Below are 24,432 nucleotides of genomic sequence, written 5' to 3'. Positions count from 1 at the left end.
TTGGACCACGACATGCACAAAACACCCTAAAGTGACAGCTTGTTGATCACCTGTTCAGGTTGACAACTTGTTGATCATGTCCTGTGTGATCAGGCAGATACCCTTTTCCGAAACCCGGAAGCGCTTGGCGTCGAGGACGGGATCCTCGCCGACCACCAGCCCTTCGGGTATCCTTACGCCGTGGTCGATGACGACGCGCTTCAACTTTGCGTTCCGGCCGACATGAACGTCGGGCAGCATGACAACCTCTTCCAGCGTCGAATAGGAATTGATGCGCGCGCCGGTGAAGATCAGGCTTTTCTTCAGCGAAGCGCCCGAGACGATGCAATCGCCCGACACCAGCGACGAAATGGCGGAACCGCGTCTGCCGTCCTCGTCATGCACGAACTTTGCCGGCGGCTTCAGTTCGGCATAGGTCCAGATCGGCCAATCGCGGTCGTAGAGGTCGAGTTCGGGCGTCACGTCGGTCAGGTCGATGTTGGCCTCCCAATAAGCATCAACCGTGCCGACATCGCGCCAGTAGGCCTCGTTTTCGGCGGTCGAACGCACGCAGGACTTGGTGAAGCGGTGCGCGATCGCCTTACCGTGCGTGACGATATAGGGGATGATGTCCTTGCCGAAGTCGCGGCTGGAGCCCGGCTCGGCGGCATCGCGGCGCAGTTGCTCCATCAGGAACTTGGTCTTGAAGACGTAGATGCCCATCGAGGCCAAGGCGAATTCCGGGTTACCCGGAATGCCGGGCGGGTCAGCGGGCTTTTCGACGAAGGCGATGATGTTGTCCTTGGCATCGACATGCATGACGCCGAAGCCGGTCGCCTCCATGCGCGGCACTTCGAGGCAGCCGACCGTGACATCGGCGCCGGCATCGACATGCTGGCGCAGCATCATCTCGTAGTCCATCTTGTAGATGTGATCGCCGGCCAGGATTACCATGTATTCCGGGCCATAGGCCTCGATGATATCGATGTTCTGGTAGACGGCGTCCGCCGTGCCCTCATACCACTGCGTTTCCGATACACGCTGGCTGGCCGGCAGGATGTCAAAACTCTCGTTTCGTTCGGGCCGCAGGAAGTTCCAGCCGCGCTGCAGGTGGCGGATCAGCGAATGCGCCTTGTATTGGGTGGCGACGCCGAGGCGGCGGATGCCGGAGTTGAGCGCATTGGAGAGCGCGAAATCGATGATGCGTGTCTTGCCGCCGAAATAGACCGCGGGCTTGGCGCGCCGGTCGGTCAGTTCCTTGAGGCGGCTGCCGCGCCCGCCGGCCAACACGTAGGCCATGGCGTCGCGGGCCAGCGGCTGCGTTCTCTTCAAGTCTGCCATTTATACCCTCCCAAGTTACTCGTATCGATGCGCTAACCAGCCTTAACGAGTTCAGTCGGCAGCGAGTTCAAGCATGATCGTCGACAGCGGAGGCAGGAGCATCGTTGCCGAGATGCCCTTGCCCTCCGCCCTTGCCTCGACCATGCCGCCATTGCCCATGCCGGAACCGCCATATTCGGAAGCGTCGGTGTTGATGATCTCACGCCACTTGCCGGCCTTCGGCAGCGGCACACGATAATTGTCGCGCGGCACCGGTGTGAAATTGGAGATGACGGCGACCGGATCGCCGCCGGGAGCGCTGCGCACCCAGGCGAAAACCGAATTCTGGCTGTCGTCGACGATCAGCCAGGAAAACCCTTCCGGCTCGCAGTCGCGGCCATGCAGGGCCGGGCGTGAACGATAGAGATAGTTGAGGTCGCGCACCGTCTGCCAGACCCCGCGATGCGGGCGGAAATCGAGCAGGTCCCAATCAAGCGCGCGCGCTTCGCTCCATTCGCGGCGCTGCGCGAATTCCTGGCCCATGAACAGCAGCTTCTTGCCGGGATAACCCCACATGAAGCCGTAATAGGCACGCAAGGTCGCGAATTTCTGCCAGTCGTCGCCGGCCATCTTGCCCAGCAGCGTGCCTTTGCCGTGCACGACCTCGTCATGCGAGAGCGGCAGCACGAAATTCTCCGAGAAGGCGTAGGTCAGGCCGAAGGTCAGCTCGTTGTGGTGATGCTTGCGGAAAATCGGCTCCTTGGAAAAATACTCCAGCGTGTCGTGCATGAAGCCCATGTTCCATTTGAAGCCGAAGCCCAGCCCGCCTTCATGGACAGGCGCCGAGACCTTTGGCCATGACGTCGATTCCTCGGCGATGGTCATGACGCCCGGATGGTGGCCGTACACCTCCTTGTTCATCTTCTGCAGGAAGCTGACCGCCTCGAGGTTTTCGCGCCCACCCTTCTCATTGGGGATCCACTCGCCGGCCTTGCGCGAATAGTCGAGGTAGAGCATCGAGGCGACCGCGTCGACGCGAAGACCGTCGACATGGTATTTTTCGGCCCAGAACAGCGCGTTGTTGACCAGGAACGACACCACCTCGCGGCGGCCGAAATTGTAGATCGCGGTGTTCCAGTCCGGATGGAAGCCCTTGCGCGGGTCGGCATGCTCGTAGAGCGCGGTGCCGTCGAAATGGACCAGACCGTGCTCGTCGACAGGAAAATGCGCCGGCACCCAGTCGAGGATGACGCCGACGCCGGCACGGTGGGCGCCGTCGACAAAGCGGGCAAAGCCGTCCGGATCGCCGAAGCGGGCCGATGGCGCGTAGAGGCCGGTTGTCTGGTAACCCCAGGAGGGATCATAGGGATGCTCGGAGATCGGCAGGAATTCAATATGGGTGAAACCGGTCTCGATCACATAGGGGATCAGCCGGTCGGCCAGTTCATCCCATGACAGGAAGGAGCCGTCATCGCCAAGCTGCCAGGACCCGGCGTGGACCTCGTAGATCGAGATGGCCTCGCGGCGAGGGTCGGCGTTGCGCCAGAAATTGCGATGCGCCTCGTCACCCCATGCATGCGCCGGCGGCATCGCGGTCACCGAGGCGGTTGCCGGGCGCAGCTCTGATTTGAAGGCGAACGGATCGGCCTTCAGCGGCAACCTCACGCCATCGGGACCGATGATTTCATATTTATAGGGCCGGCCGGCACCGATATCGGGAATGAACAGCTCCCAGATGCCGGTGTCGCGACGGTCGCGCATCGTATGCTGGCGGCCGTCCCAGTCGTTGAAGTCACCGACCACCGAAACGCGCCTGGCATTTGGGGCCCATACAGCGAAATGCACGCCGGACGCGCCTTCGTGCTCGATGACATGCGCGCCGAGCTTGTCGAACAGCCTGAGGTGCGAACCCTCGGCGATGTAGTAATCGTCCATCGGACCGAGTACCGGACCGAACGAATAGGGGTCGGTCAGCCACCAGTCGCCGCCGGCATTGCGGGCGTGGTAGCGCAGCGGCTGGCGCTTCTTGATCGACAGCTTGCCTTCGAAGAATCCGGCCTCGTCGCGCCTGGTCAATTCGCCGACCTCGACGCCGGTCAGGGTGTAGGCCGTAACCGACTCCGCGTGCGGAACGAAGCAGCGTGCGAACAGGCTCTTGCCGGCCTCCTGGACACCGAGAACCGCAAAGGGATTGCCGTGCGTACCGGCGACAATCGCCTCGACATCGCTGGCTGGCGCCAGTCCGTCCGGCCCGCTTGTCGCAGCGGTCGCGCGCGGCTTCCTCATCAGGCGGTCGCCCTCCCCGGGCACCAAGTGTTTGTTTTTGCGGCCATCGTTCGTGGCCTTATGCAATCATATCAGACGGGTACGTTCCAGATTTCTTTCGCATATTGACGGATCGTGCGATCGGAGGAGAACCAGCCGACGCGCGCGACGTTGCGGATGGCGCGCGCGTACCAGTCCGGGCTGTTGCGCCAGACAGCGTCCACCTCGCGCTGACAAGCGGCATAGGCGTCGAAATCCGCCGCGACCATGAACCAGTCGCTGTCATAGAGGCCATTGATGAGGTCGCGGTAGCGATTGGGATCATCGGGCGAGAAGACGCCCGATGAAACGGCCGCAACCGCCTGCGCCAGTTCGGGCGATGCCTCGATGACGCCGCGCGGATTGTAGCCATTGTTGCGCCGCTCGGCGACTTCTTCGGTGGTGAGGCCGAAGATGAAGATATTGTCGTCGCCGACATGCTCCTTGATCTCGACATTGGCGCCGTCGAGCGTGCCGATGGTCAGCGCGCCGTTCAGCGCGAACTTCATGTTGCCCGTGCCGGAGGCTTCCATGCCGGCGGTCGAGATCTGCTCGGAAAGATCGGCGGCTGGCATCAGCACCTCGGCCAGGCTGACATTGTAGTTCGGCACGAACACGACCTTCAGCAGGCCGCGCACCGAAGGGTCGCTGTTGATCACCCTGGCGACGTCGTTGGCCAGTTTGATGATCAGCTTGGCGTTATGGTAGCTGGGCGCGGCCTTGCCGCCGAAGAATTTCACGCGTGGCATCCAGTCGCGTTCGGGATGCGAACGGATCTGGTCATAGAGCGCGATCGCTTCGAGGATGTTGAGCAGCTGGCGCTTGTATTCGTGGATACGCTTGACCTGAATGTCGAAGAGCGCCGAAGGGTCGAGCTTGATGCCAAGGCGATCGGCGACCAGATTGGCAAGCCTCACCTTGTTCTGGCGTTTCACGGCGGCGAATTTTTCGCGAAAGGCGGTGTCGTCGGCTAAGGGATCAAGCCCTTTGATCGCTTCGATGTCATCCATGAAGCGGTCGCCGATCGCCTCGCGGGCAAGCGCGGTGAGGCCTGGATTGCACTGGATGAGCCAGCGCCGCGGCGTGATGCCGTTGGTCTTGTTGTTGATGCGATCGGGATAAAGTTTGTGGAGGTCGGCGAAGACCGTCTCCTTCATCAACTCGGTGTGCAGCGCCGACACGCCATTGATCGAATGCGAGCCGACAAAGGCCAAATTGCCCATGCGCACCCGGCGGTCGCCATTTTCCTGGATAAGCGAGATACGGCTGATCTGCTCGTCCGAGAACTGATCGGTGGCGCGCGCTTCGAGCAGCACCTGCGCGTTGATGGCGTAGACGATCTGCATGTGGCGGGGCAAAAGCCTCTCGAACAGCGGCACGGGCCAGCTTTCCAGTGCCTCTGGCAACAGCGTGTGGTTGGTGTAGCCGAAGGTGCGCTTGGTGACATCCCAGGCGAGATCGAAATCCATGCCATGGACATCCATCAAGAGCCGCATCAGCTCGGGCACGGCGATCGCCGGATGGGTGTCGTTGAGGTGGATCGCCGCCTTGTCGGGCAGAGACTTGAGATCGCCATATTGGCTGAGATGGCGCTGCAGGATGTCCTGCAGCGAAGCGGTGGAGAAGAAGTATTCCTGGCGAAGCCTGAGTTCCTGGCCGGCCATGTGGGAATCGGCTGGATAGAGCACCCGCGACAGTGCATCGGCCTTGTTGCTTTCGGCCAGCGCCCCGATGTGGTCGCCGGCGTTGAACTTGTCGAGCCGGATCGGGTCGATCGGCATGCCGGACCAAAGGCGCAGCGTGTTGACGCGCTTGGCCCGCCAGCCAGCCACGGGCGTGTCATAGGCGACCGCAAGCACATGCTCCCTCGGCTTCCAGACATGGCGTTCGAGGCGGCCGTCCTTCGAGGTGATCGATTCGACCGAACCACCGAAACCGACTTCGAAGGAGCGCTCGCGCCGCTCGAATTCCCAGGGGTTGCCGTGGTCAAGCCAGGTCTCGGGCAACTCGACCTGCCAGCCATCGTGGATTTCCTGGCGGAACATGCCGTTGGCATAGCGGATGCCGTAGCCATGCGCGGGGATGTCGACGGTGGCCATGCTTTCCATGAAGCAGGCGGCGAGCCGGCCAAGGCCGCCATTGCCGAGGGCCGCGTCCGGTTCCAGCGCCGCGATCAGGTCGAGATCGACGCCGAGCGACGACAGCGCCTCACGCATGTTCTCCATCAGGCCGAGGTTGGAAAAGGCGTCGCGCATCAGACGCCCAATCAGGAATTCGAGCGACAGGTAATAAACGCGCTTTTCCTGTTGGTCGTAGGCTTCCTTGGTCGCCTGCATCCAATGGTCGACGACGCGGTCGCGCACGACCTTGATCGTGGCGGTCAGCCAGTCGTACTGGGTCGCGACGGTGGTGTCCTTGCCGACCCGGTACTTGAGCGACATCAAGACTTCTTCAGCAAGCGTCTTGGGATCGGGATTGTCGAGAGCGGGGGCTTCGATCGTCATGGCGGATGTCATATCGCCTCTCGTTCGGTTTGGCCTGATCATACCGGCTTTCACCGTTTCTCCCAGCCCACCCTAGTGCATTGCAACATCTTTTCAATCGATTTAGAGAACGCCGTCATCTACTTACCCTGCGGCAAGTTGGCAGTCAGGCCGCCAATGCCGCCTCCGGGGGTGTTTTTGCCCCGGTCATGAAGGCAACGGCGTCGGACATCGTATATTGCTTGGGGTCGATGACGCACAGTCGACGGCCCAGACGGTGGATGTGGATACGGTCCGCCACCTCGAAGACGTGTGGCATGTTGTGCGAGATGAGCACGATCGGCAGGCCGCGCTTCTTCACGTCGAGGATCAGTTCAAGCACGCGGCGGCTCTCCTTGACGCCGAGCGCCGCCGTCGGCTCGTCCATGATGACCATCTTCGACCCGAAGGCGGCGGCGCGGGCCACCGCCACGCCCTGGCGTTGGCCGCCCGACAGGGTCTCCACCGCCTGGCTGATGTTCTGGATGGTCATCAAGCCGAGTTCGGTGAGCTTGTCGCGGGCACGCTTTTCCATTGCCGGACGGTCCAGCATGCGAAGCCACTGACCGACGAAGCCGGGTTTGCGGATCTCGCGGCCGAGGAACATGTTGTCGGCGATCGAAAGCGCCGGCGACAAGGCCAGGTTCTGGTAGACGGTTTCGATGCCGGCTTCACGGGCTTCCATCGGCGACTTGAAGGAGACGGGTTTGCCTTCAAGCCGGATTTCGCCTTCGTCCGGCACGGCCGCGCCGGAAATCGCCTTGATGAGTGACGACTTGCCGGCGCCGTTGTCGCCGATGACGGCAAGGATTTCGCCGGGGTAAAGGTCGAAATCGGCATTGTCGAGAGCGGTGACGCGGCCATAGCGCTTGACCAGACCGCGCGCGGTGAGGATGGGTTCCTGGGTCATGCCGAAACCTTTCTGATCCATTGGTCGATGGCGACGGCGCCGATGATCAGCACGCCGGTGAGCAGCACTTTCCATTGCGGATCGGCGCCGAGCATGTTGAGGCCCATCGAGACGACGCCGACGATCATCGCGCCGAACAGCGTGCCGAGGATGGAGCCGCGGCCGCCGAAGAGAGAAATACCGCCGATCACAGTCGCGGTGATCGCCTGCAGATTGTAGTCGGTAACAGCGGCGGACGGCGAGATCGAGCCGTTGCGGCCGATGGAGACCCAGGCCGCGAAAGCGGCGATCAGCCCGGCAAGGGTGTAAACCGTCATCAGCACCTTCTTGGTCTGGATACCCGACAGCTTCGCCGCCTCCTGGTCGTCGCCGACGGCGTAGACATGACGGCCCCATGCGGTGTGGTTGAGCACGTACCAAAGAACCAGCACGAGCACGACCGTGGCGATGACGCCGAGCGTCAGCACCGCCGTGCCGACCTTAAAGCTCAGGGCAAACAGGTGCAGCAGCGGTGCCTGGTTGTCGACGTCGGTGTCGCGGATCGTCTCATTGGCCGAATAGATGAAGTTCGTGGCCATGACGATGTTCCAGGTGCCGAGCGTCACGATGAAGGGCGGCAGCTTCATATAGGCGACCAGCAGCCCGTTCAGCAGCCCGCAAGCCGCACCGGCGGCAAGCCCGATCGCCACGGCGAGCACGCTCGGCATGCCGTAGCTGACCGCGCAATTGCCCATGATCACGGCCGAAATCACCATGATCACCCCGATCGACAGGTCGATGCCGGCGGTCAGGATGACCAGTGTCTGCGCGGCGCCGAGAATGCCGACGATGGCGATCTGCTGCAGGATCAGTGTCAGCGTGTAGGACGAGAAGAACCGCCCGCCGATCGTGATGCCGAAGATGACGATCGACAGAAGCAGCACGATCAGCGGCACCGCCGCCGGCGTCGAATGCAGAAAATGCTGGATGCGCTTGACGGCTGATTTGTGCTCGTCAAAAGCGGCTACACTTGTATCGCTGGCCGAGAGAACCTTCTCGAATTCCTGAGCTTGAGCCATGTTTCCTCCCCGTAGGGCTTCAGCCACACGCTGACGCCGTCCACGCCTTCCGGTCTGTCGCCGGGATTATTCGCGTTTACAGTGATGCATCGTCCACCCGATGCGGCCGGGGATCAAGTCCCCCCGGTCGCATCGGTTCCGTTGCCGGTCAGGCCAGTATCAGCCCCAGCACTTGGCGAGGCCTTCCTTGGTGTCGATGGACTTGACGCCCGTCGCCGGCTTGTCGGTGACGAGGTTGACGCCGGTGTCGAAGAAGTTCTTGCCCTCGGTCGGCTTCGGCTTGGTGCCGTCCTTGGCGAAAGCGGCGATCGCCTCGATGCCAAGTGCGGCCATCTGCAGCGGATATTGCTGCGAGGTGGCGCCGATGACGCCTTCGGCGACCGACTTCACGCCGGGGCAACCGCCGTCGACCGAGACGATCAGCACCTGGCTTTCGAGGCCGACAGCCTTGAGCGCCTGGTAGGCACCGACCGCGGCCGGCTCATTGATGGTGTGGATGACGGTGATGGTGTTGTCCTTCTGCAGAAGGTTTTCCATCGCCTTGCGGCCGCCTTCCTCGTTACCGTTCGTCACATCATGGCCAACGATGCGCGGATCGGTCTCATCGCCGATCTTGTTGGGGTCCTTCACGTCGATGCCGTAGCCCATCATGAAGCCCTGGTCGCGCAGAACGTCCACGGTCGGCTGCGAGGGTGTCAGGTCGAGGAAGCCGATCTTGGCGTCCTTGGCCTTGTCACCGAGCGTGGCGGCGGCCCAGGCGCCGATCAGCTTGCCGGCCTCCAGATTATCGGTGGCGAAGGTCGCGTCAGCGGCGTCGATCGGATCGAGCGGCGTGTCCAGCGCAATCACCAGCAGGCCCGCATCGCGCGCCTTCTTCACCGTCGGCACGATGCCCTTGGTGTCGGACGCGGTGATCAAAATGCCCTTGGCGCCGTCGGCGATGCAGCTTTCGATCGCCGCCACCTGGCTCTCGCTGTCACCGTCGATCTTGCCCGCATAGGTCTTGAGATCGACACCAAGTTCCTTGGCCTTGGCGGTCGCGCCCTCCTTCATCTTGACGAAGAACGGATTGGTGTCGGTCTTGGTGATCAGGCAGGCGCCGACGCCGGCCGCGGACGCAGACGAAGCGAACGCCATCAGACCCAGCGCGGCCGCCGCGAAAACGGTGGACTTCAACAATTTTGTATTGGTCACGATTTCCTCCCAGTGGAACATTTTTCGAATGCCGGCCAACCGGCACCCGCACGGCATCCAGCGACTTCTCCCAGCGCGGATGCTCCCTCAAGGAACACCACGCCAGCACATCTGTCAATAATTAAATCACTCTTATTTATTATTGACACCCTTGCGTCGTTCACTCATTCTGACCCAAAAGCATTGTGGGGAAACGACGGGAGGAACAGGGTGGAGACGGCCACTGCGAGGCATGGTTCGCCCGAAGCGAACGAGAGCCTCATTCACCGCGGCACCAACCAGAGTGGCATGCGCGACCACAACGAGCGCCTGGTGCTTTCGCTGGTGCGCCAGCACGGCAGTCTGGCGAAGTCCGACATTGCCCGGATGACCGGACTTTCGGCGCAGACGGTCTCGGTCATCATGCGCGAACTGGAGGAAGAAAGCCTGCTCGTGCGCCAGGCGCCGTTGCGCGGCAAGATCGGCCAGCCCTCGATCCCCATGGCACTCAACCCCGAAGGCGCCTTCTTCATCGGCCTCAAGATCGGCCGCCGCAGCGCCGAACTCGTGCTGATCGATTTCCTCGGACAGGTGCGCGCGATGCTGCAGCATTCCTACCGCTACCCTGCCCCACGCGAGACGGTCGAGTTCGTCACGTCAGGCATGAAGACGATGCGCGGCGAGCTGACGCCGGCACAGGACAAGCGCATCGCCGGACTTGGCATCGCAATGCCGTTCGAGCTCTGGAACTGGGCCGACACCGCCGGCGCGCCGCGCGACGTGATGGACGAATGGCGCCATCGTGACATCAGGACCGACATCCAGGCGCAATGCGATTTTCCGGTCTATCTGCAGAACGATGCCACCTCCGCCTGCGGCGCCGAACTGGTCTTTGGCCAGACGGGCGCGGCGCGGGATTTCGTCTATTTCTACATCGGCGCCTTTGCTGGCGGCGGCATCGTGCTCAACGGCCGGCTGTTTGGCGGGCCGACCGGCAATGCCGGCGCGCTCGGCTCAATGCCTGTGCCGGGGCCGGATGGAAAACCGACCCAGCTGATCGACGTGGCCTCGATCGCCATGCTCGAAAAAACACTCAATGCGCGTGGCGTCGAGGCCTCGTATCTGTGGACCTCGCCCGAGGATTGGGGGGAGATCGGCGCCGCGCTCGACGAGTGGATCGCCAGCGCCTCGCAGGCGCTCGCTTATGCCATCGTGGCAGCATCCTCGGTCATCGATTTCGAAGCCGCGGTGATCGACGGCTGGATGCCGAAGGCCGTGCGCCAGAGGCTGGTCGAGGCGGTCGTGACGGCAATCGGCGCGATCGACGGCGAAGGGCTGAAACTTCCGGCCGTCCGCGAGGGAAGCGTGGGTATCCATGCCCGGGCGCTCGGCGGCGCCAGCCTGCCGCTTTCCGAACGCTTCCTGATCGGTTCGACGACGATCTCCAGGGGCGCGTGAAATGCTGATCGGGATTCCGGCGCTGCTTGGTCCAGAGCTTCTGGCGACGTTGCGCGCCATGGGCCATGGTGACGAGATTGCCGTGGTCGACGGGAACTATCCGGCACAGGAGCAGGCAAGGCGCCTCATCAGGACCGATGGCCACGCCCTCATGCCCGTACTCGACGCGATACTGACGCTGCTTCCGGTCGACGATGTCGTGCCGGAGGCGCTGTTTCGCGCCTCGGTGAAAGGCGATCCGTCGCTTGCCGACCCCGTCCATCGTGAAATGGAGGCGATCTGCGCCAAACGCGCGCCTGGCCGCAAGGTGGTTGCACTGGCCGGCGCCGACTTCTATGCACGGGTCAAATCGGCGCATGCCATCGTCGCGACAAGCGAGCCGCGGCTTTACGCCAATATCATCATCCGCAAGGGCGTGATCTATCCGCCGGAGACCGAGAAGCCATGATCCTCTGCTGCGGCGAAGCCCTGATCGACATGCTGCCGCGCACCACTACGGAGAATGAGCCGGCTTTTGCCCCCTATGTCGGCGGCGCTGTCTTCAACACAGCGATCGCGCTCGGCCGCTTGGGCGCGCCGGCCGGCTTTTTCTCGGGCCTGTCGTCGGACCTGTTCGGCGGTCAGTTCAGGGACGCGTTGGGGGCGAGCAAGGTCAGTTCCACCTACGCGCACACCTCGCCCCGACCGACGACCCTGGCCTTCGTGCGGCTGAACAATGGCCAGGCGACCTACACCTTCTATGACGAGAACACGGCCGGGCGCATGCTGACCATCGAAGACCTGCCGCAACTCGGCAGCGAGATCGAGGCGATGCTGTTCGGCGCCATCAGCCTGATCTCGGAGCCGGCTGGGTCGGCCTATGAGGAATTCATGCAGCGCGAGCATGAGGCCCGCGTGATGATGCTCGATCCCAACATCCGGCCGAACTTCATTCCCGACAAGGCCAAGCACCTCAGGCGCATCCGGGAGATGATGGCGATGGCCGACATCGTCAAACTGTCGGACGAAGACCTCCACTGGTTCGGCGAAGCCGGCTCGCACGAGGATGTCGTGCGCAATTGGCTCGACCGCGGCCCGAAGCTGATCGTCGTCACGCATGGCAGCGAGGGTGCCGTTGGCTACAGCAAACAGCATCGTGTCACCGTCATGCCGGAGACAGTGAAGGTGGTGGACACCGTCGGCGCCGGAGACACGTTCAACGCCGGCATCCTTGCCTCCCTGCATGAGCAAGGCCTGTTGACGAAGGCGGCGATTTCCAGCCTGTCCGAAGACGCCATCCGCAAAGCATTGGCGCTCGGCGCCAAGGCGGCGGCAGTGACGGTATCACGAGCCGGCGCCAATCCCCCCTGGCGGCACGAGATCGGCTGATCGGCTCTCCAGCGCGATCACTTTATGTTTCCAGGCGCCGGAAAACCTCGATAAGAATGGGCTGAATTGCACCGCCAAGCCCGGATTCCCGGCTTTGTGGGACAATATGCCGGCAAAACGTGGTAACGGGCTGCGACACTTGCACCAAGTCCCCGATCCGCAGCCGGCTTTTTCAGCCGCGCCAAGTCTGGTACCAGCGGGCCGGTTATTGGCAGGTATTGAGGCCGACATGCAATTCATCGATCTTGGCGCGCAGCGCGAACGAATCCGCGACCGGCTGAAAGCCGCGATCGACCACGTGGTCGAGGATGGCCGCTACATCCTTGGCCCGCAGGTCGCCGAATTCGAGAAGAAGCTCGCCGCCTATGTCGGCGTCAAGCATGTGATTGCCTGCGCCAACGGCACCGACGCACTGCTTTTGCCGCTGTTCGCCGCCGGCATCGGCCCGGGTGACGCGGTGTTCGTGCCGAGCTTCACCTTCGCCGCCACGGCGGAAGTGGTGGCGCTGGCCAAGGCCGAGCCGGTTTTCGTCGATGTCGATCCGACAACCTACAACATCGACATCGCCAGCCTCGAGGCGGCGATCGCGGCCATCAAGAAGGAAGGTCGACTGAAGCCTAAGGCGATCATCCCCGTCGACCTGTTCGGTCTTGCCGCCGACTATGAGGCGCTCATGACTATTGCCAATCGCGAAGGCTTATTGGTGATCGAGGACGCAGCCCAGTCCATGGGGGGCTCGCTCGAAGGCAGGATGTGCGGCGCGTTCGGCCATGTCGGCTCGACCAGCTTCTATCCGGCCAAGCCGCTTGGCTGCTATGGCGACGGCGGCGCGATGTTCACCAATGATGACGCGCTGGCCGACGCGCTCAGATCCTTCGCCTTCCACGGCAAGGGCGAGACGCAGTACGACAACATCCGCGTCGGCATCAATTCACGGCTCGACACGCTGCAGGCGGCGATCCTGCTCGAGAAGCTCGCCATCCTCGAGGAAGAGATGGTGGCGCGGCAGGTGGTGGCCCAACGCTACGCTGAAGGCCTTGGTGACATCGTCACCGCAGCCCGCAACCTGGGTGGCAGCCGCTCGGCCTGGGCGCAATATGCGATCGAAACGCCGAAACGCGACGGGCTTAAGGCGCATTTGAGCGAAAAGGGCATTCCGTCCGTCATCTACTACGTCAAGCCGCTGCATGAGCAGATCGCCTATCGCGACTACCCGCGCACGCCGACCGGCCTTGCCGTTTCGGAGGACCTGCCGAAACGCATCCTGTGCCTGCCGATGCACCCCTATCTCAGCGAGGCCGACCAGGACCGGATCATCGAAACGATCCGCAATTATATCGGCTCGAACTCGGCGCAGGCCGCGGCCGAATAGGCGTTGGGCACGGACACCCGACCGACACTTCCTTGGCATAGAGCGACGACGGCGCAGGCCGTGCGCTTCGCCCGTTATTTTGAGAAGGCCGCCGCGTGTCTTGTGGTCCCGTCTTCCATTCCCGATCGGGTCATGGAACGGCACTGCACTATGCAGATCCCCGCGGCGAAGACCAAAATGCCCAGCACCCATGACAACCAGATCCGATGGTCGACCGAGAGTTCGACGACAGCTATGATCAGGTAGGAGCTGGCTATGAAATGGCAGGGGCCGCTCAAACCACCGATCATTCTTATGATCGCCGCCAGGAGCACCCCATACACGATGATGCCCAGCGCTCCCAGTTCGTACCACAAATCGAATACGATATTATGTGCGCTTGGGAGATCCGCCTGCGCATAATATGTCGGACTCACGACAACCCCGGCCGCGTTTCTGATCGTATTGGCGCCATGGCCGAGGATCGGCTGGTCCGCGATGCGGGGCGAAATCATCTGCCATAGATCAAGCCGCGCTGCGAAGGTTCCTGGATAGAAAGCCAGCCATCCCGTTGTTTTGAGGTAGGCGAACAGCGGCGCGACGACGAAGGGGGCAATCAGGGCAAGAGACAAATAGACGGCGAAAAATCCAACCAAAACGTGCTGGCGGTATTTCGCGGGCATGACAAACATCACCGCCACGAGGACAATCGCCAGATTGACGCCGGTCGATCGGCCGTAGAGCAATGTCAGAACGGCAAAGAGAGCCGCAAGCCCTTTCCAGACCAGCCTCGGCTGGGCAAGAAATATGACGGCAAAAAAAGCTCCGTACACCGTGATCTTATGGAGGGTGAAAACGTTCTCCACAAAGCGTGGATCTTCGGTCAGAAACGCAAAATACAGTTCCCAGCCCATCACCGATACGACGCCGATCAACATGCCGGCCAATGACACCCGCGCGAGCCGCTCGCGCTGAGCGCTCGCAAGCGCGAGGATGCCCTGAAACAGCAGGATAGCGGCGATCGAGTAGCCAAACACGTCCCTCGCCGCCATGAGAGAGCGGCTCGCATCGACCGACCACAGGGCGCTCGCAAGGACAAAGCCTGACAAGAGAGCGAGAGCAATTGCAAGGCCTATCGTGCCTCTGGCAAAACGCGCACGCTTCGTCAAAAGGGCGAGAGCGCCCATGAGTGCCCCGACAAGCGTTAAGACCGTTGGGGACATTTCGACGAAGGCGAAAAGGGCGGGAGAGAGGGCGTAGAGGCCCAGCAACATCCTGAAGACTATTTCATCACGATTGCTGGTCCATGCGGGAAAGCCGCCCAAAATGACGGCATGGCATTTCTGAAACAAGGACATTCACTTACCGACTCAGGGGACGTCGACAAAGGATAGGCCATCGACGAGGGCTTTTCACCTACGTCCGATACGTCCCTGGATTGCAGCCTCGCCGCTGGCGATGAAATGCGGATTGGCGAAGTCCGCGTCATCGGCCTGGTTGCGCTTGCCATAGGTCAAGGGCTTGCCGTCCAGCGTCCGCGTCGTGCCGCCGGCGGCACGCAGCACCGCGTCACCCGCAGCGGTGTCCCATTCCATGGTGCGACCGAAGCGCGGATAAACATCCGCCTCGGCATTGGCGAGGAGGCAGAATTTCAGTGACGAACCGACCGAGACGATCTCGGCGGCACCAAGGTCGCGAATATAGGCTTCGGTTTCCGGCGTGTTGTGCGAGCGGCTGGCAACCACGGCCAGCGGCGTCGCGGCCGTTCTCACCGAAATCGGCCGGCGGGAAACGATGTGGTAGTCGCCATCGACTTCGAGGGCTTCCGCCCTGCCCGGTCGCCCGGAAAAAAACCGGCCGCTGCAGGGTGCGAAGACAACGCCGACTTCCGGCACACCATGGCGGACAAGCGCGATATTGACGGTGAAGTCGGTGCGCCGGTTGACGAATTCCTTGGTGCCATCAAGCGGATCAATGAGGAAGAAGGTCTCGCCAAGTTCGCCCGGCATGATGCCGGCCGCCGCTTCCTCCTCGGCCACGCACGGAATATCGGGGAATGCGGCGCGCAGGCCTGCAAGAATGATCTTCTCGCTCTCGCGGTCCGCCTCGGTGACCGGCGAGGCGTCCGACTTGCGGTCGACCGCGCAGCCGGCGTGGAATACGCGCATCACCTCGCGCCCGGCGGCTAGCGCCAGCCGCTCGAAGATTTCAAGCATCGACGTGTCGTCAGATGCCGCCGCCATTGTCATATTGGTCTTCGGCAATGTCCCGCTCGTTCAGCCAGTGTTCCAGGGCATCTACCATCTCTTCAGCCGATCTGCCGAGCGTCTTCAGATGGATCTCCGGTTTCTCCGGTGCTTCGTAAGGCGAATCGACGCCGGTGAAATTCTTGATCTCGCCATTCAGCGCGCGGGCATAGAGGCCCTTCGGATCACGCCTGGCGCATTCCTCGAAAGGCGTATCGACAAACACCTCGATGAACTCGCCATCGGCCATCAATTCCCTGGCCATCCGCCGCTCGGCGCTGAACGGGGAAATGAAGGAGACAATGACGATCAGCCCGGCGTCGGCCATCAGCTTGGCCACTTCGGCGACGCGGCGAATGTTCTCGACGCGATCGACATCGGTGAATCCAAGGTCGCGGTTGAGACCGTGGCGGACATTGTCGCCATCGAGAATGTAGGTATGACGCCCAGTAGCGAAAAGCTTCTTCTCGAACAGGTTGGCGATGGTCGACTTGCCGGAGCCCGAAAGCCCCGTGAACCAGAACACGGCGGGCCGCTGGTTTTTCATGTCGGAACGCACTCGCTTGCCGACATCGAGCGATTGCCAATGGATGTTTTCGGCGCGGCGCAGCGAGTGCACGATCATGCCTGCGCCAACCGTGGCGTTGCTGATGCGATCGATCAGGATAAAGGCGCCAGTGGTCCGGTTCTCGCCAAACGGATCGAAGGCAATCGGCGCCCGGGTCGAAATGTTGCAGATACCGACTTCATTCATTTCAAGCGACTTGGCCGCCTCATGCGCAAAGTCGTTGACATTGATGCGGTACTTCAAGTCGGTGACGGTGGCGCTGGTCTGATCGGTCTCGGTGCGCAGGATATAGGAACGGCCCGGCAACAGCGCATGCTCGTCGAACCAGACTATGTTGGCGGCGAACTGGTCGGCGACCTGCGGCCGTGCGGACGGCGAAACCAGCATGTTGCCCCTGGAAACCTCGACCTCGTCGTCGAGAACGAGCGTGATGGCCTGGCCGGCCACCGCCTGTTTGAGATCGCCGCCATAGGCGACGATGCGTTTGACATGCGAGGACTTGCCCGACTTGGCGACCACGACCTCGTCGCCTTGCGCAATCATACCCGACGCGATGGTGCCGGCAAAACCGCGAAAATCGAGATTGGGGCGATTGACGTACTGAACCGGAAAGCGGAACGGCAGCTCGGCCGTGGCTTCGTCGACGGAGACGGTTTCGAGATGCTCGATCAATGTCGGGCCGGAATACCAATGCGTGTTTTCGGAGCGGCCGCTGACATTGTCGCCGTAGCGGGCCGACATCGGGATCGGCGCGATGGTCTGGAAGCCGAGATCGCGTGAGAACTGCCGGTAGTCCTCGACGATCCTGTTGAAGACCGCCTGGTCAAAACCGACGAGATCGATCTTGTTGACCGCCAGGACGATGTGGCGGATGCCGAGCAACGAGGCGATGATCGAATGGCGCCGCGTCTGGCGCAGCACCCCCTGCCGGGCATCGATCAGCACGATCGCCAGGTCGGCGGTCGAAGCGCCTGTCGCCATGTTGCGGGTATATTGCTCGTGGCCGGGCGTGTCGGCGACGATGAACTTGCGCTTCGGCGTGGCAAAGAAGCGGTAGGCGACGTCGATGGTAATGCCTTGCTCGCGCTCCGCCTCGAGGCCGTCGACCAACAGCGCGAAGTCGACGTCGTCGCCCGTCGTGCCATGCTTGCGCGAATCGCGTTCAAGCGCGGCGAGCTGGTCCTCGAAAATCTGCTTGGTGTCGGAGAGCAGGCGTCCGATCAACGTCGACTTGCCATCATCCACCGAACCGCAGGTCAGGAAGCGCAGCAGCGACTTCTTCTCCTGCGCGGCCAGATAATCGCGGACGCCGTCCGTTGGAGCGAGGCTCTTTGCCATGATGTGGCGCATGGTCAGAAATACCCCTCGCGCTTCTTCTTTTCCATCGAACCGGCTTCATCGCGGTCGATCAACCGACCCTGCCGTTCGGAGGTGCGTGCCGTCAGCATCTCGCCAACGATGGCTTCAAGTGTGTCGGCGTCGGATTCGATGGCGCCGGTCAGCGGATAACAGCCAAGCGTACGGAATCGCACCAACCTGTCCTCCACGACCTCGCCGGGCAGTAGCTTCATGCGATCATCATCCTTGAGGATCAGCATGCCATCGCGTTCGACAACCGGCCGCCGCTTGGCGAAATAGAGCGGCACGATCGGGATGTTTTCCTGCAGAATGTACTGCCAGATGTCGAGCTCGGTCCAGTTCGACAGCGGGAAGACGCGGATCGATTCACCCTGCGCGATACGTGTGTTGAAGATCTTCCACATTTCGGGCCGCTGGTTCTTCGGATCCCACACATGCTGGGCGTTGCGGAAAGAGAAGATGCGCTCCTTGGCGCGCGACTTTTCCTCGTCGCGACGGGCGCCGCCAAAGGCAGCGTCGAAGCCGTATTTGTCGAGCGCCTGGCGCAGCGCCACGGTTTTCATCACATGAGTGTGGGTGTTCGAGCCGTGATCGAACGGATTGATGTTGTCGCGCACGCCATCTTCGTTGACATGAACCAGAAGATCGAAACCCAGCTTCTTCGCCATCTGATCGCGAAATGCGATCATCTCGCGAAATTTCCAGGTGGTGTCGACGTGAAGAAACGGGAATGGCGGCTTGGCCGGATAGAACGCCTTCATCGCCAGATGCATCAGCACCGACGAATCCTTGCCGACGGAATAGAGCATGACCGGCTTGGTGAAGGCTGCCGCGACCTCGCGGAATATGTGAATGGACTCGGCTTCAAGCCGCTGCAGATGCGTAAGCGCTGGTATCATGGACCGTGAGCGTTCTCTCATGCCTTGCAACAGAAGATCCTGCGTCAAATCATCGAGCCTTTTGCGCCCGGTTCAAAGCTTCGCTTCTGGACAAGTGTTTCGTGCGGGCGTTCTAGCAGATCGTCGCGGCCCAGAACAATGCAGGACGAGCCCGACAGCCATTCGTTCGGGAATGAATTTTCCACGGTTGCGACAAAACCCGGAAATTTCTGCTTGGAGAGCTTCCAGCCGTGAAAAGGCTGGAAAAATATTGCCTGCGAGATCGCTGGGGATGCTTCAGGGTCAACCGGTGCCGACCGCAGGTTTCGATCAGGGCGCACTATCGAAACAGCGGCACAGCCGCTATACGCTTTTTGAGAGAGGGCAAGATGCATTATGAATGGGCAATTTCGAGGTAAGCATGTTGGGGTTTCACCGAACACGATGTGCCGCATAAATTTTCTCGAGAATAGCGGGTCCGGAAATTGAACCGGCTTTCATTCATAAGGCAGCAAATCACGCCTTCGCGGATCAATGTCTACTTCTCCATTCTCTGCTTCTTTTCTCCCCCGGTCCTGGGATCGGCGGTCAGCTTCGTGTTCAACGGCGGCGGACTATGGTCCGTCCTGTTGATCGCCTTGAAGAGAAGGCACTTCAATGTCGACCGGGCGATGATGGCGCTAACGATCGCGATCTACGCCTATTGCGCAAGCAATGTCCTGGCGTCCATCGTCAACCACGCGATCGTCAAGGACGCACGGCATCTTGTCCCGCTGATCACCTTTCTGTTTTTTCCCATTTCCTATTCGACCTGGAGCACTACGCAAAAAACAACGCTCGTCCGCATCATTGTGTTGGCCAGCATGGCGGCTTGTTTCGGAGCGCTGCTGCTGGCGGTTTATCAGCAATATCGACTTGGTATGCGCGCCGAGGGTGGGGCGGGGAATGCGATCGTTTTTGCTGAGGTCCTCTGCCTTGCGGTGGTGATCTGCGTGGCCGCTGCCCTATCCGGTATAGAGAAATACAGGATCGCCCTCGCCTGCGCCGCACTCGGCGGAACGATCGCCATCATCTACTCCGGTACGCGCATCGTCTGGCTGGCACTGCTGATTGTCGGTGTCGCCGTTCTGTTGATCAACCAGCAGAAGCTAAGAGGGAGAGATGCCGTTCGCGTGCTTTTGCTGCTGGCCGCGATTGCGGTCGCTATCGCGTTTTTCGGGTTCCAGACGATAGCGGGGCGCGTCGCATTTCTGCACTCCGACTGGGATGCGCTGGCGGCCCATGGTGACCACACGACTGCTTTGGGACTACGCGTCGCGCTTTGGGATATCGGCCTGAAGGCATTTCATGAGATGCCATTGTTTGGACATGGGGTGGGTGCCACCCGGCTCTTGATCAAGCAGGGCTTTCAGGATCAGTTCGGGATGGATGCAGGTTTCAGTCATTTCCACAACGGCTTCCTGACCGCCTTGGTACAAGCGGGAATCTTGGGTGCGGTGACGCTGGCGGCGATCTTTGTGGCTGCCGTCAGAAATGCAGCCCTGGTCCTCCGTGACAGCACCGATCCGATCGAACGGTTCGGCGCCACCATGATCGTCGCCGTCGTGATCACCTACCTGACTGCCGGCATGACGGGCATCCTGATCGGCCATGACATTCTTGACTCGGTCTTTATGGTCTTCCTGGTGTCGGGAACATATCTTGCCTGTGGCCGCCAGGCCGCGTTGGTGGAAAGGCAAGCCCTTCCACCAGTGGTGGGAGCCCAGGCGACGTCACCACCGAAAAGCCAAACCGTTCCACTGGTGACGGAAGCCATTCCATCAGACCTGGCACCTCCGCCAGCCGCCCGATAGCCGGTCCTGGCAAGACAATGAAAGTCCTGGTTACGGGCGCGACGGGTTTCATCGGCCGCCAGGTGGTCCATCGGCTTCGTGAGGCCGGTGTCGAACTTCGCCTTGCCTCCCGTCAGCCGGAGAGACTTGATGCCGGGCCCGACACGATGCAGATGCCGGGGTACGATGCACCTGCCGAGGCTTTCCTGGCGCTGACCAGGGATGTTACGGATGTCGTCCATTGCGCGGGTCTGAACAATGATCAGGGCAATGCCGCCGAAGCTGATTTTCGGGCAGCCAATGCGCAATTGAGCGCACGTCTGGCGCATGCCGCCGCCACGCAGGCAAGCGGACGGTTCATTCATCTTTCCTCGATCCGGGCCGTGATCGGCGCGCGTGCCAGCGCAACCATCGACGAAAACACGATCCCCGACCCACAAGACGCCTACGGGCGCTCGAAACGTGAAGCAGAAATCGCCGTGTTGGGCGCCTATGCCTCGCATGGCCGTGCCGACGCGGCCATATTGCGGCTGCCTCCAGTCTACGGGATCGGGATGAAAGGAAACCTGGCGACGCTGATGCGGCTCGCCGATACGGCTCTGCCGATGCCAACGGGCGCATTGACGGCGAACCGCTCGCTGCTATCATCGCAATCCGCGGCACGGGCGGTGTGGCATCTGCTTTGCCATTCCGAGCCACTTCGTCCGATCTATCTCGCCAGCGACGAGCCGCCGGTGTCCGTCGCTGCCGTCATCGGTGCCTTTCGCCGCGGCTTGCGGAGGCCGACGCGCCTGATGACCGTGCCGGCTGGACCGATGCGGACAGCCGCCACACTGCTTGGCAAGCGGATGTTCTGGGACAGCCTGACGGCGACGCAAATATGCGACCCGTCGCTGCTTGTCTCGGAAGGCTGGGCGCCGGAACCCAGCACGCTGGAGCGGCTGACCGAGATAGCGCGGCTCCGAAACCCCCGACGTCCTGTTTGATCCCGGCCCAAAGACCGGTTCCGCTTGTGGAGCGGGGCTGCTCAGCCGCGATAAAGTGTTCCAAACAGGATCCGAAGGTCGAGCCAGAACGACGCGCTCCTGAGATAGGTGGCATCGGTTTCGGCCAGAAGTTGCGGGTTCGACATGTCGATGCCCCTGATCTGGGCCAAGCCTGTCATCCCGGGCAAAGCCTGCAAAACGCCCAGCCGCCTGCGGCATTCGATCAGTTCCGTCTGGGTCGGCAGGCAAGGACGCGGCCCGACCAGGCTCATTTCGCCGCGCAGGACATTCCACAGCTGCGGCAACTCGTCGAGCTTGAATTTCCGCAAGCCCCTTCCAACCGATGTCACGGCGCTCACCGGGGTTTCATGCGAGGGCAAGGATGGCGTTCCCTGGTACATCGTCCGCAACTTGTGGCAGCGAAAAAGCACACCTTCGCGGCCAATCCGCGTTTGTGAAAAAATCACCGGACCGGGCGAGGATACCCGGACGGCGACAATGGCCAGCAATAGAATGGGAGAGGTTGCCACCAGCAGCACAGCCGCACCGGCGAGATCGAAGATTTTCTTGGCTGTCTTCATGTGGCCGATAGGGCTCCCTGCCAGGGCTCTACGCGATAACCGCCAGCGATGCCCGTCAATCCGGCCGGCGTAGCACGAGGTCGCCTTCCCAACCAAGCGCGCCGCGCGGTCCTCGATTTCAGATACGACCCAGGACAAAGGCGAGATAGAGTCCAAGGGTGCCGGCAAAAGTCTGTCGATAGACGCCGCTTTTGCGCAGGGCGCCCAGGCGTTGGAAAAGGGAACCTCGCCGACCGTTCGCGAACAGGTCGAGGCACGCCACCGCATCCTTCGTAAGGAGATCGCGATTGACGGCAAGGCCGGCAAGATTGAGATCGGTCCAGTCCGCGAACTGGCCCTTGAACAGGCGACCCAGCCGGGAGATCCGCGCCTGCCACGATGCATTGGCGCCGACCAGATCAAGCACTCAAGATTATTTTCTGCACAGCCTAAGTCGCCTGCCCAGCCGTTTTCGGGATCACCTCTTGAGGCGTGGCCCCCCTCGCCTTCTTGGCGCGGTCAAGACCGGCAAGCGCGGCAAGCGAAGCTGCCTTGTTCTGGCTCTTCATCTCCTGCTGAAGCGCCGCAAGTGCTGTCTGGACATCCGACCACTGCGCGACATCGGTGCTCAGGCCGAAGATCTTGGCAATGCTGAGTTCCACCAGTTCCTCGTCCTCGCCGTGCAGGGTCTCGTGGAGCTTTTCGCCCGGGCGGATGCCTGTGAAGCGGATTGGAATGTCCGTATAGGGGCTTTTTCCCGCCATGCGGATCATCGTTTCGGCCACTTCGACGATCGGCACGGGCTTGCCCATGTCGAGCATGTAGACGGCGTAATCCTGGCCGGCCGGCCGCGAGGCGGCATCGGCCGCCGACATGATGACGAGATCGACGGCTTCGGCGACAGTCATGAAATAGCGCGTCATGCGCCGGTCGGTTATGGTGACCGGCCCGCCGGCCTCGATCTGCGCCTGGAATATGGTCGCCACCGAGCCATTGCTGCCGAAGACGTTGCCGAAGCGCACGGCGATGAACTTGGTGGAGGCGCGACGCCCGCCCGGTTCGCCGGCCGGCGTGCCGTGCAGGGCGCTGACGATCTGTTCGGCGGCCCGCTTGGTCATGCCGAGCACGGAGGTCGGATCGACGGCCTTGTCGCTCGAGACCATTACGAATTGCGCCACTCCGCATTTAGCCGCGACCTCGGCGCAGACAAGCGTGCCGAAGACGTTGGTCTGGATGGCCGATTCCCAATTCTCCTCCAGCAGCGGAACATGCTTCAACGCCGCTGCATGGAAGATGATGTCAGGTTTGAATTCCGTGACGACGCGCGTCATCTGGCGCCGGTCCGCGACATCGACGATGCGGACCTTGAGGCGATCATGATGCTTCTCGTCGATATACTGGCTCAACTGGAAGATGCCGAATTCGGAATTGTCGGCGACCAGCACGGCCTCGGCTCCAAGCTCCAGCGACCGCTTGACCAGCATTCGCCCGATGGAGCCGGCGCCTCCCGTGACCAGGACGCGCTTGCCGCCGACGAAGGCGCCGATGCGCTCGATGTCGGATGGCACAGTCGGGCGGCGCAGGATCGTTTCCATCTCGACGGCATCGAGAACGAGCTTTCCCTCCTGGCCCAGCTGCGAAAGGCCTGCGAACTGCACGACCGCTATGTCGGCGTGACGCGCGACACGGACCAGCTCCGAGTATTCCTCGATCTCATGCTCGGCGCCGCTGCCGAAGATCAGCAGATCGAGGCTTTTGGTGCCGCTCGCATAGTCCTCCAGGACATCGATCAGGCGCGGCCGGGTCGCCACCACCGGGACCCCTTGAATGCGCGTGCCGAGCGGCGCGCCATGCTCGGTGGCCATGATGCCGGCTATGGTATGATCGGGGGGTTGCGCCGTGCGCGTGAAACGAATGATCAGGTCGGCCTCGCCGAGCCGCCCGACGAACAGGGCCTGCTTGGTGCGCGCCGTGTCGGCTTTGCCGCTGAGGACACCCCAGCTCGCGCCGTCACGCAGGAAGCGGTAGAACAGCCGGGGCGCCGAGATGACGGTGAAGGAGACGAGCAGGAAGACGATGAACTGGCGCTCGTTGAGCCCCGCGACAGGCTGAAAGGAACGCACGAACAGTGAAACGGCGTAGAGGACGAATGTCAGTATCGCGCAGCTCTTCAGGATGTTGAAGAAATCAGGCGTCGAAGCGAAGCGCCAGACCGTGGTGTAGAGGCCGCAATATCTGAACAGCAGATGGCTGATGACCACGATGCCGGCCCAGGTGACAAGGCCCTCCGTGGAGAGCGCCCCAAAGGAAAGATCCGACCGCGACAGGACGAGGCTGAGCGCCACGGCGACCAGGACCATGACCACGTCCTGGACCATGATGAAGGCGCGCCGCATCTGAGGCCTGAGCCCGAACACAGCTTCTATATAGGATACCATTGGGCAGTACTGAACTCCGGACGTGAGAACTTCAACACCAATGCCGCGCCAGGTCGAATACCATTCGCCACCGGCCACCTATGTTAGCGCAAATTTCTCGGCCCCCGCCGCCTTTATCGCAT

The 24,432-nt window shown here is 61.8% G+C and carries 20 protein-coding genes; 6 read left to right on the top strand and 14 right to left on the bottom strand.

Going from position 1 to position 24,432, the window contains the following annotated elements; genetic code table 11:
- Positions 1 to 54: 54 nt before the first annotated feature.
- The 6 genes from glgC to LB554_RS26090 form a co-directional block, all read right to left on the bottom strand.
- Positions 55 to 1,320, bottom strand: a complete 1,266-nt coding sequence (gene glgC, locus LB554_RS26115) for a glucose-1-phosphate adenylyltransferase (protein ID WP_015318689.1) — start codon at positions 1,318 to 1,320, stop codon at positions 55 to 57.
- Between the two features lie 51 nt (positions 1,321 to 1,371).
- Entirely contained in the window at positions 1,372 to 3,585 is a 2,214-nt protein-coding gene (gene glgB, locus LB554_RS26110) for a 1,4-alpha-glucan branching protein GlgB (RefSeq protein WP_140823823.1), read from the bottom strand.
- A gap of 71 nt (positions 3,586 to 3,656) precedes the next feature.
- A complete protein-coding gene (locus tag LB554_RS26105) occupies positions 3,657 to 6,119 on the bottom strand; it encodes a glycogen/starch/alpha-glucan phosphorylase (RefSeq protein WP_015318691.1) in 2,463 nt (820 codons plus the stop codon).
- A gap of 133 nt (positions 6,120 to 6,252) precedes the next feature.
- A complete protein-coding gene (locus LB554_RS26100) occupies positions 6,253 to 7,035 on the bottom strand; it encodes an ATP-binding cassette domain-containing protein (RefSeq protein ID WP_015318692.1) in 783 nt (260 codons plus the stop codon).
- Positions 7,032 to 8,093, bottom strand: coding sequence for an ABC transporter permease (locus tag LB554_RS26095; protein ID WP_015318693.1), 1,062 nt, complete (start codon positions 8,091 to 8,093; stop codon positions 7,032 to 7,034). Before LB554_RS26095 ends, LB554_RS26100 begins: the two co-directional genes overlap by 4 nt.
- 159 nt (positions 8,094 to 8,252) lie before the next feature.
- Positions 8,253 to 9,308 carry a sugar ABC transporter substrate-binding protein gene (locus LB554_RS26090; protein WP_411908817.1) on the bottom strand — a complete coding sequence of 352 codons (1,056 nt, stop codon included), beginning with the start codon at positions 9,306 to 9,308 and terminating at the stop codon, positions 8,253 to 8,255.
- A 189-nt stretch (positions 9,309 to 9,497) separates the two neighbouring features.
- Between LB554_RS26090 and LB554_RS26085 the strand changes: the two genes are divergently transcribed.
- The 4 genes from LB554_RS26085 (at position 9,498) to LB554_RS26070 (ending at position 13,464) form a co-directional block, all read left to right on the top strand.
- Positions 9,498 to 10,724, top strand: coding sequence for an ROK family protein (locus tag LB554_RS26085; RefSeq protein WP_224587684.1), 1,227 nt, complete (start codon positions 9,498 to 9,500; stop codon positions 10,722 to 10,724).
- Position 10,725: 1 nt separating this feature from the next.
- Positions 10,726 to 11,172: an RbsD/FucU family protein gene (locus LB554_RS26080; RefSeq protein ID WP_015318696.1), complete on the top strand. Its 447-nt coding sequence runs from the start codon at positions 10,726 to 10,728 to the stop codon at positions 11,170 to 11,172.
- On the top strand, positions 11,169 to 12,092 hold the full coding sequence (locus tag LB554_RS26075; RefSeq protein ID WP_015318697.1) for a carbohydrate kinase family protein: 924 nt from the start codon (positions 11,169 to 11,171) through the stop codon (positions 12,090 to 12,092). Before LB554_RS26080 ends, LB554_RS26075 begins: the two co-directional genes overlap by 4 nt.
- Positions 12,093 to 12,321: 229 nt before the next feature.
- Positions 12,322 to 13,464: a DegT/DnrJ/EryC1/StrS family aminotransferase gene (locus tag LB554_RS26070; RefSeq protein ID WP_140878454.1), complete on the top strand. Its 1,143-nt coding sequence runs from the start codon at positions 12,322 to 12,324 to the stop codon at positions 13,462 to 13,464.
- 74 nt (positions 13,465 to 13,538) lie between these two features.
- Here LB554_RS26070 and LB554_RS26065 read toward each other — a convergent pair whose 3' ends face one another.
- Genes LB554_RS26065 through LB554_RS26045 form a run of 5 tightly spaced genes read right to left on the bottom strand, consistent with a single transcriptional unit; the run spans position 13,539 to position 18,949 of the window.
- On the bottom strand, positions 13,539 to 14,801 hold the full coding sequence (locus LB554_RS26065; RefSeq protein ID WP_015318699.1) for an O-antigen ligase family protein: 1,263 nt from the start codon (positions 14,799 to 14,801) through the stop codon (positions 13,539 to 13,541).
- Positions 14,802 to 14,855: 54 nt separating this feature from the next.
- Complete coding sequence (gene cysQ / locus LB554_RS26060) at positions 14,856 to 15,659, bottom strand: 3'(2'),5'-bisphosphate nucleotidase CysQ (RefSeq protein ID WP_041163886.1); 804 nt, start codon at positions 15,657 to 15,659, stop codon at positions 14,856 to 14,858.
- A 10-nt stretch (positions 15,660 to 15,669) separates the two neighbouring features.
- Positions 15,670 to 17,607, bottom strand: a complete 1,938-nt coding sequence (cysN, locus tag LB554_RS26055; RefSeq protein WP_224587683.1) for a sulfate adenylyltransferase subunit CysN — start codon at positions 17,605 to 17,607, stop codon at positions 15,670 to 15,672.
- A 2-nt stretch (positions 17,608 to 17,609) separates the two neighbouring features.
- Positions 17,610 to 18,515, bottom strand: a complete 906-nt coding sequence (cysD, locus tag LB554_RS26050) for a sulfate adenylyltransferase subunit CysD (protein WP_015318702.1) — start codon at positions 18,513 to 18,515, stop codon at positions 17,610 to 17,612.
- 44 nt (positions 18,516 to 18,559) lie between these two features.
- On the bottom strand, positions 18,560 to 18,949 hold the full coding sequence (locus LB554_RS26045; protein ID WP_157163665.1) for a hypothetical protein: 390 nt from the start codon (positions 18,947 to 18,949) through the stop codon (positions 18,560 to 18,562).
- A gap of 30 nt (positions 18,950 to 18,979) precedes the next feature.
- Between LB554_RS26045 and LB554_RS26040 the strand changes: the two genes are divergently transcribed.
- Together LB554_RS26040 and LB554_RS26035 are read left to right on the top strand one after the other, a co-directional pair.
- Positions 18,980 to 20,347, top strand: a complete 1,368-nt coding sequence (locus LB554_RS26040; protein WP_224587677.1) for an O-antigen ligase family protein — start codon at positions 18,980 to 18,982, stop codon at positions 20,345 to 20,347.
- Between the two features lie 17 nt (positions 20,348 to 20,364).
- Positions 20,365 to 21,312, top strand: a complete 948-nt coding sequence (locus tag LB554_RS26035) for an NAD-dependent epimerase/dehydratase family protein (RefSeq protein WP_015318704.1) — start codon at positions 20,365 to 20,367, stop codon at positions 21,310 to 21,312.
- Positions 21,313 to 21,353: 41 nt separating this feature from the next.
- Here the strand turns inward: LB554_RS26035 and LB554_RS26030 are convergent, their stop codons facing one another.
- From LB554_RS26030 to LB554_RS26020, 3 genes are all read right to left on the bottom strand, one after another.
- Positions 21,354 to 21,893, bottom strand: coding sequence for a sugar transferase (locus LB554_RS26030; RefSeq protein WP_015318705.1), 540 nt, complete (start codon positions 21,891 to 21,893; stop codon positions 21,354 to 21,356).
- 118 nt (positions 21,894 to 22,011) lie between these two features.
- Positions 22,012 to 22,299 (bottom strand): hypothetical protein, encoded by a 288-nt coding sequence (locus LB554_RS26025; RefSeq protein ID WP_023771497.1) that lies wholly within the window; start codon positions 22,297 to 22,299, stop codon positions 22,012 to 22,014.
- A 22-nt stretch (positions 22,300 to 22,321) separates the two neighbouring features.
- Positions 22,322 to 24,310 (bottom strand): UDP-N-acetylglucosamine 4,6-dehydratase, encoded by a 1,989-nt coding sequence (locus LB554_RS26020; RefSeq protein ID WP_041163495.1) that lies wholly within the window; start codon positions 24,308 to 24,310, stop codon positions 22,322 to 22,324.
- Between the last annotated feature and the right edge of the window lie 122 nt (positions 24,311 to 24,432).

Origin of the sequence: Mesorhizobium sp. CO1-1-11 (assembly GCF_020164995.1) — a bacterium.
Taxonomy (GTDB): domain Bacteria; phylum Pseudomonadota; class Alphaproteobacteria; order Rhizobiales; family Rhizobiaceae; genus Mesorhizobium; species Mesorhizobium australicum.
Note: the sequence above shows the minus strand (reverse complement) of the source record. Positions and strands in the feature narration are given on the sequence as shown.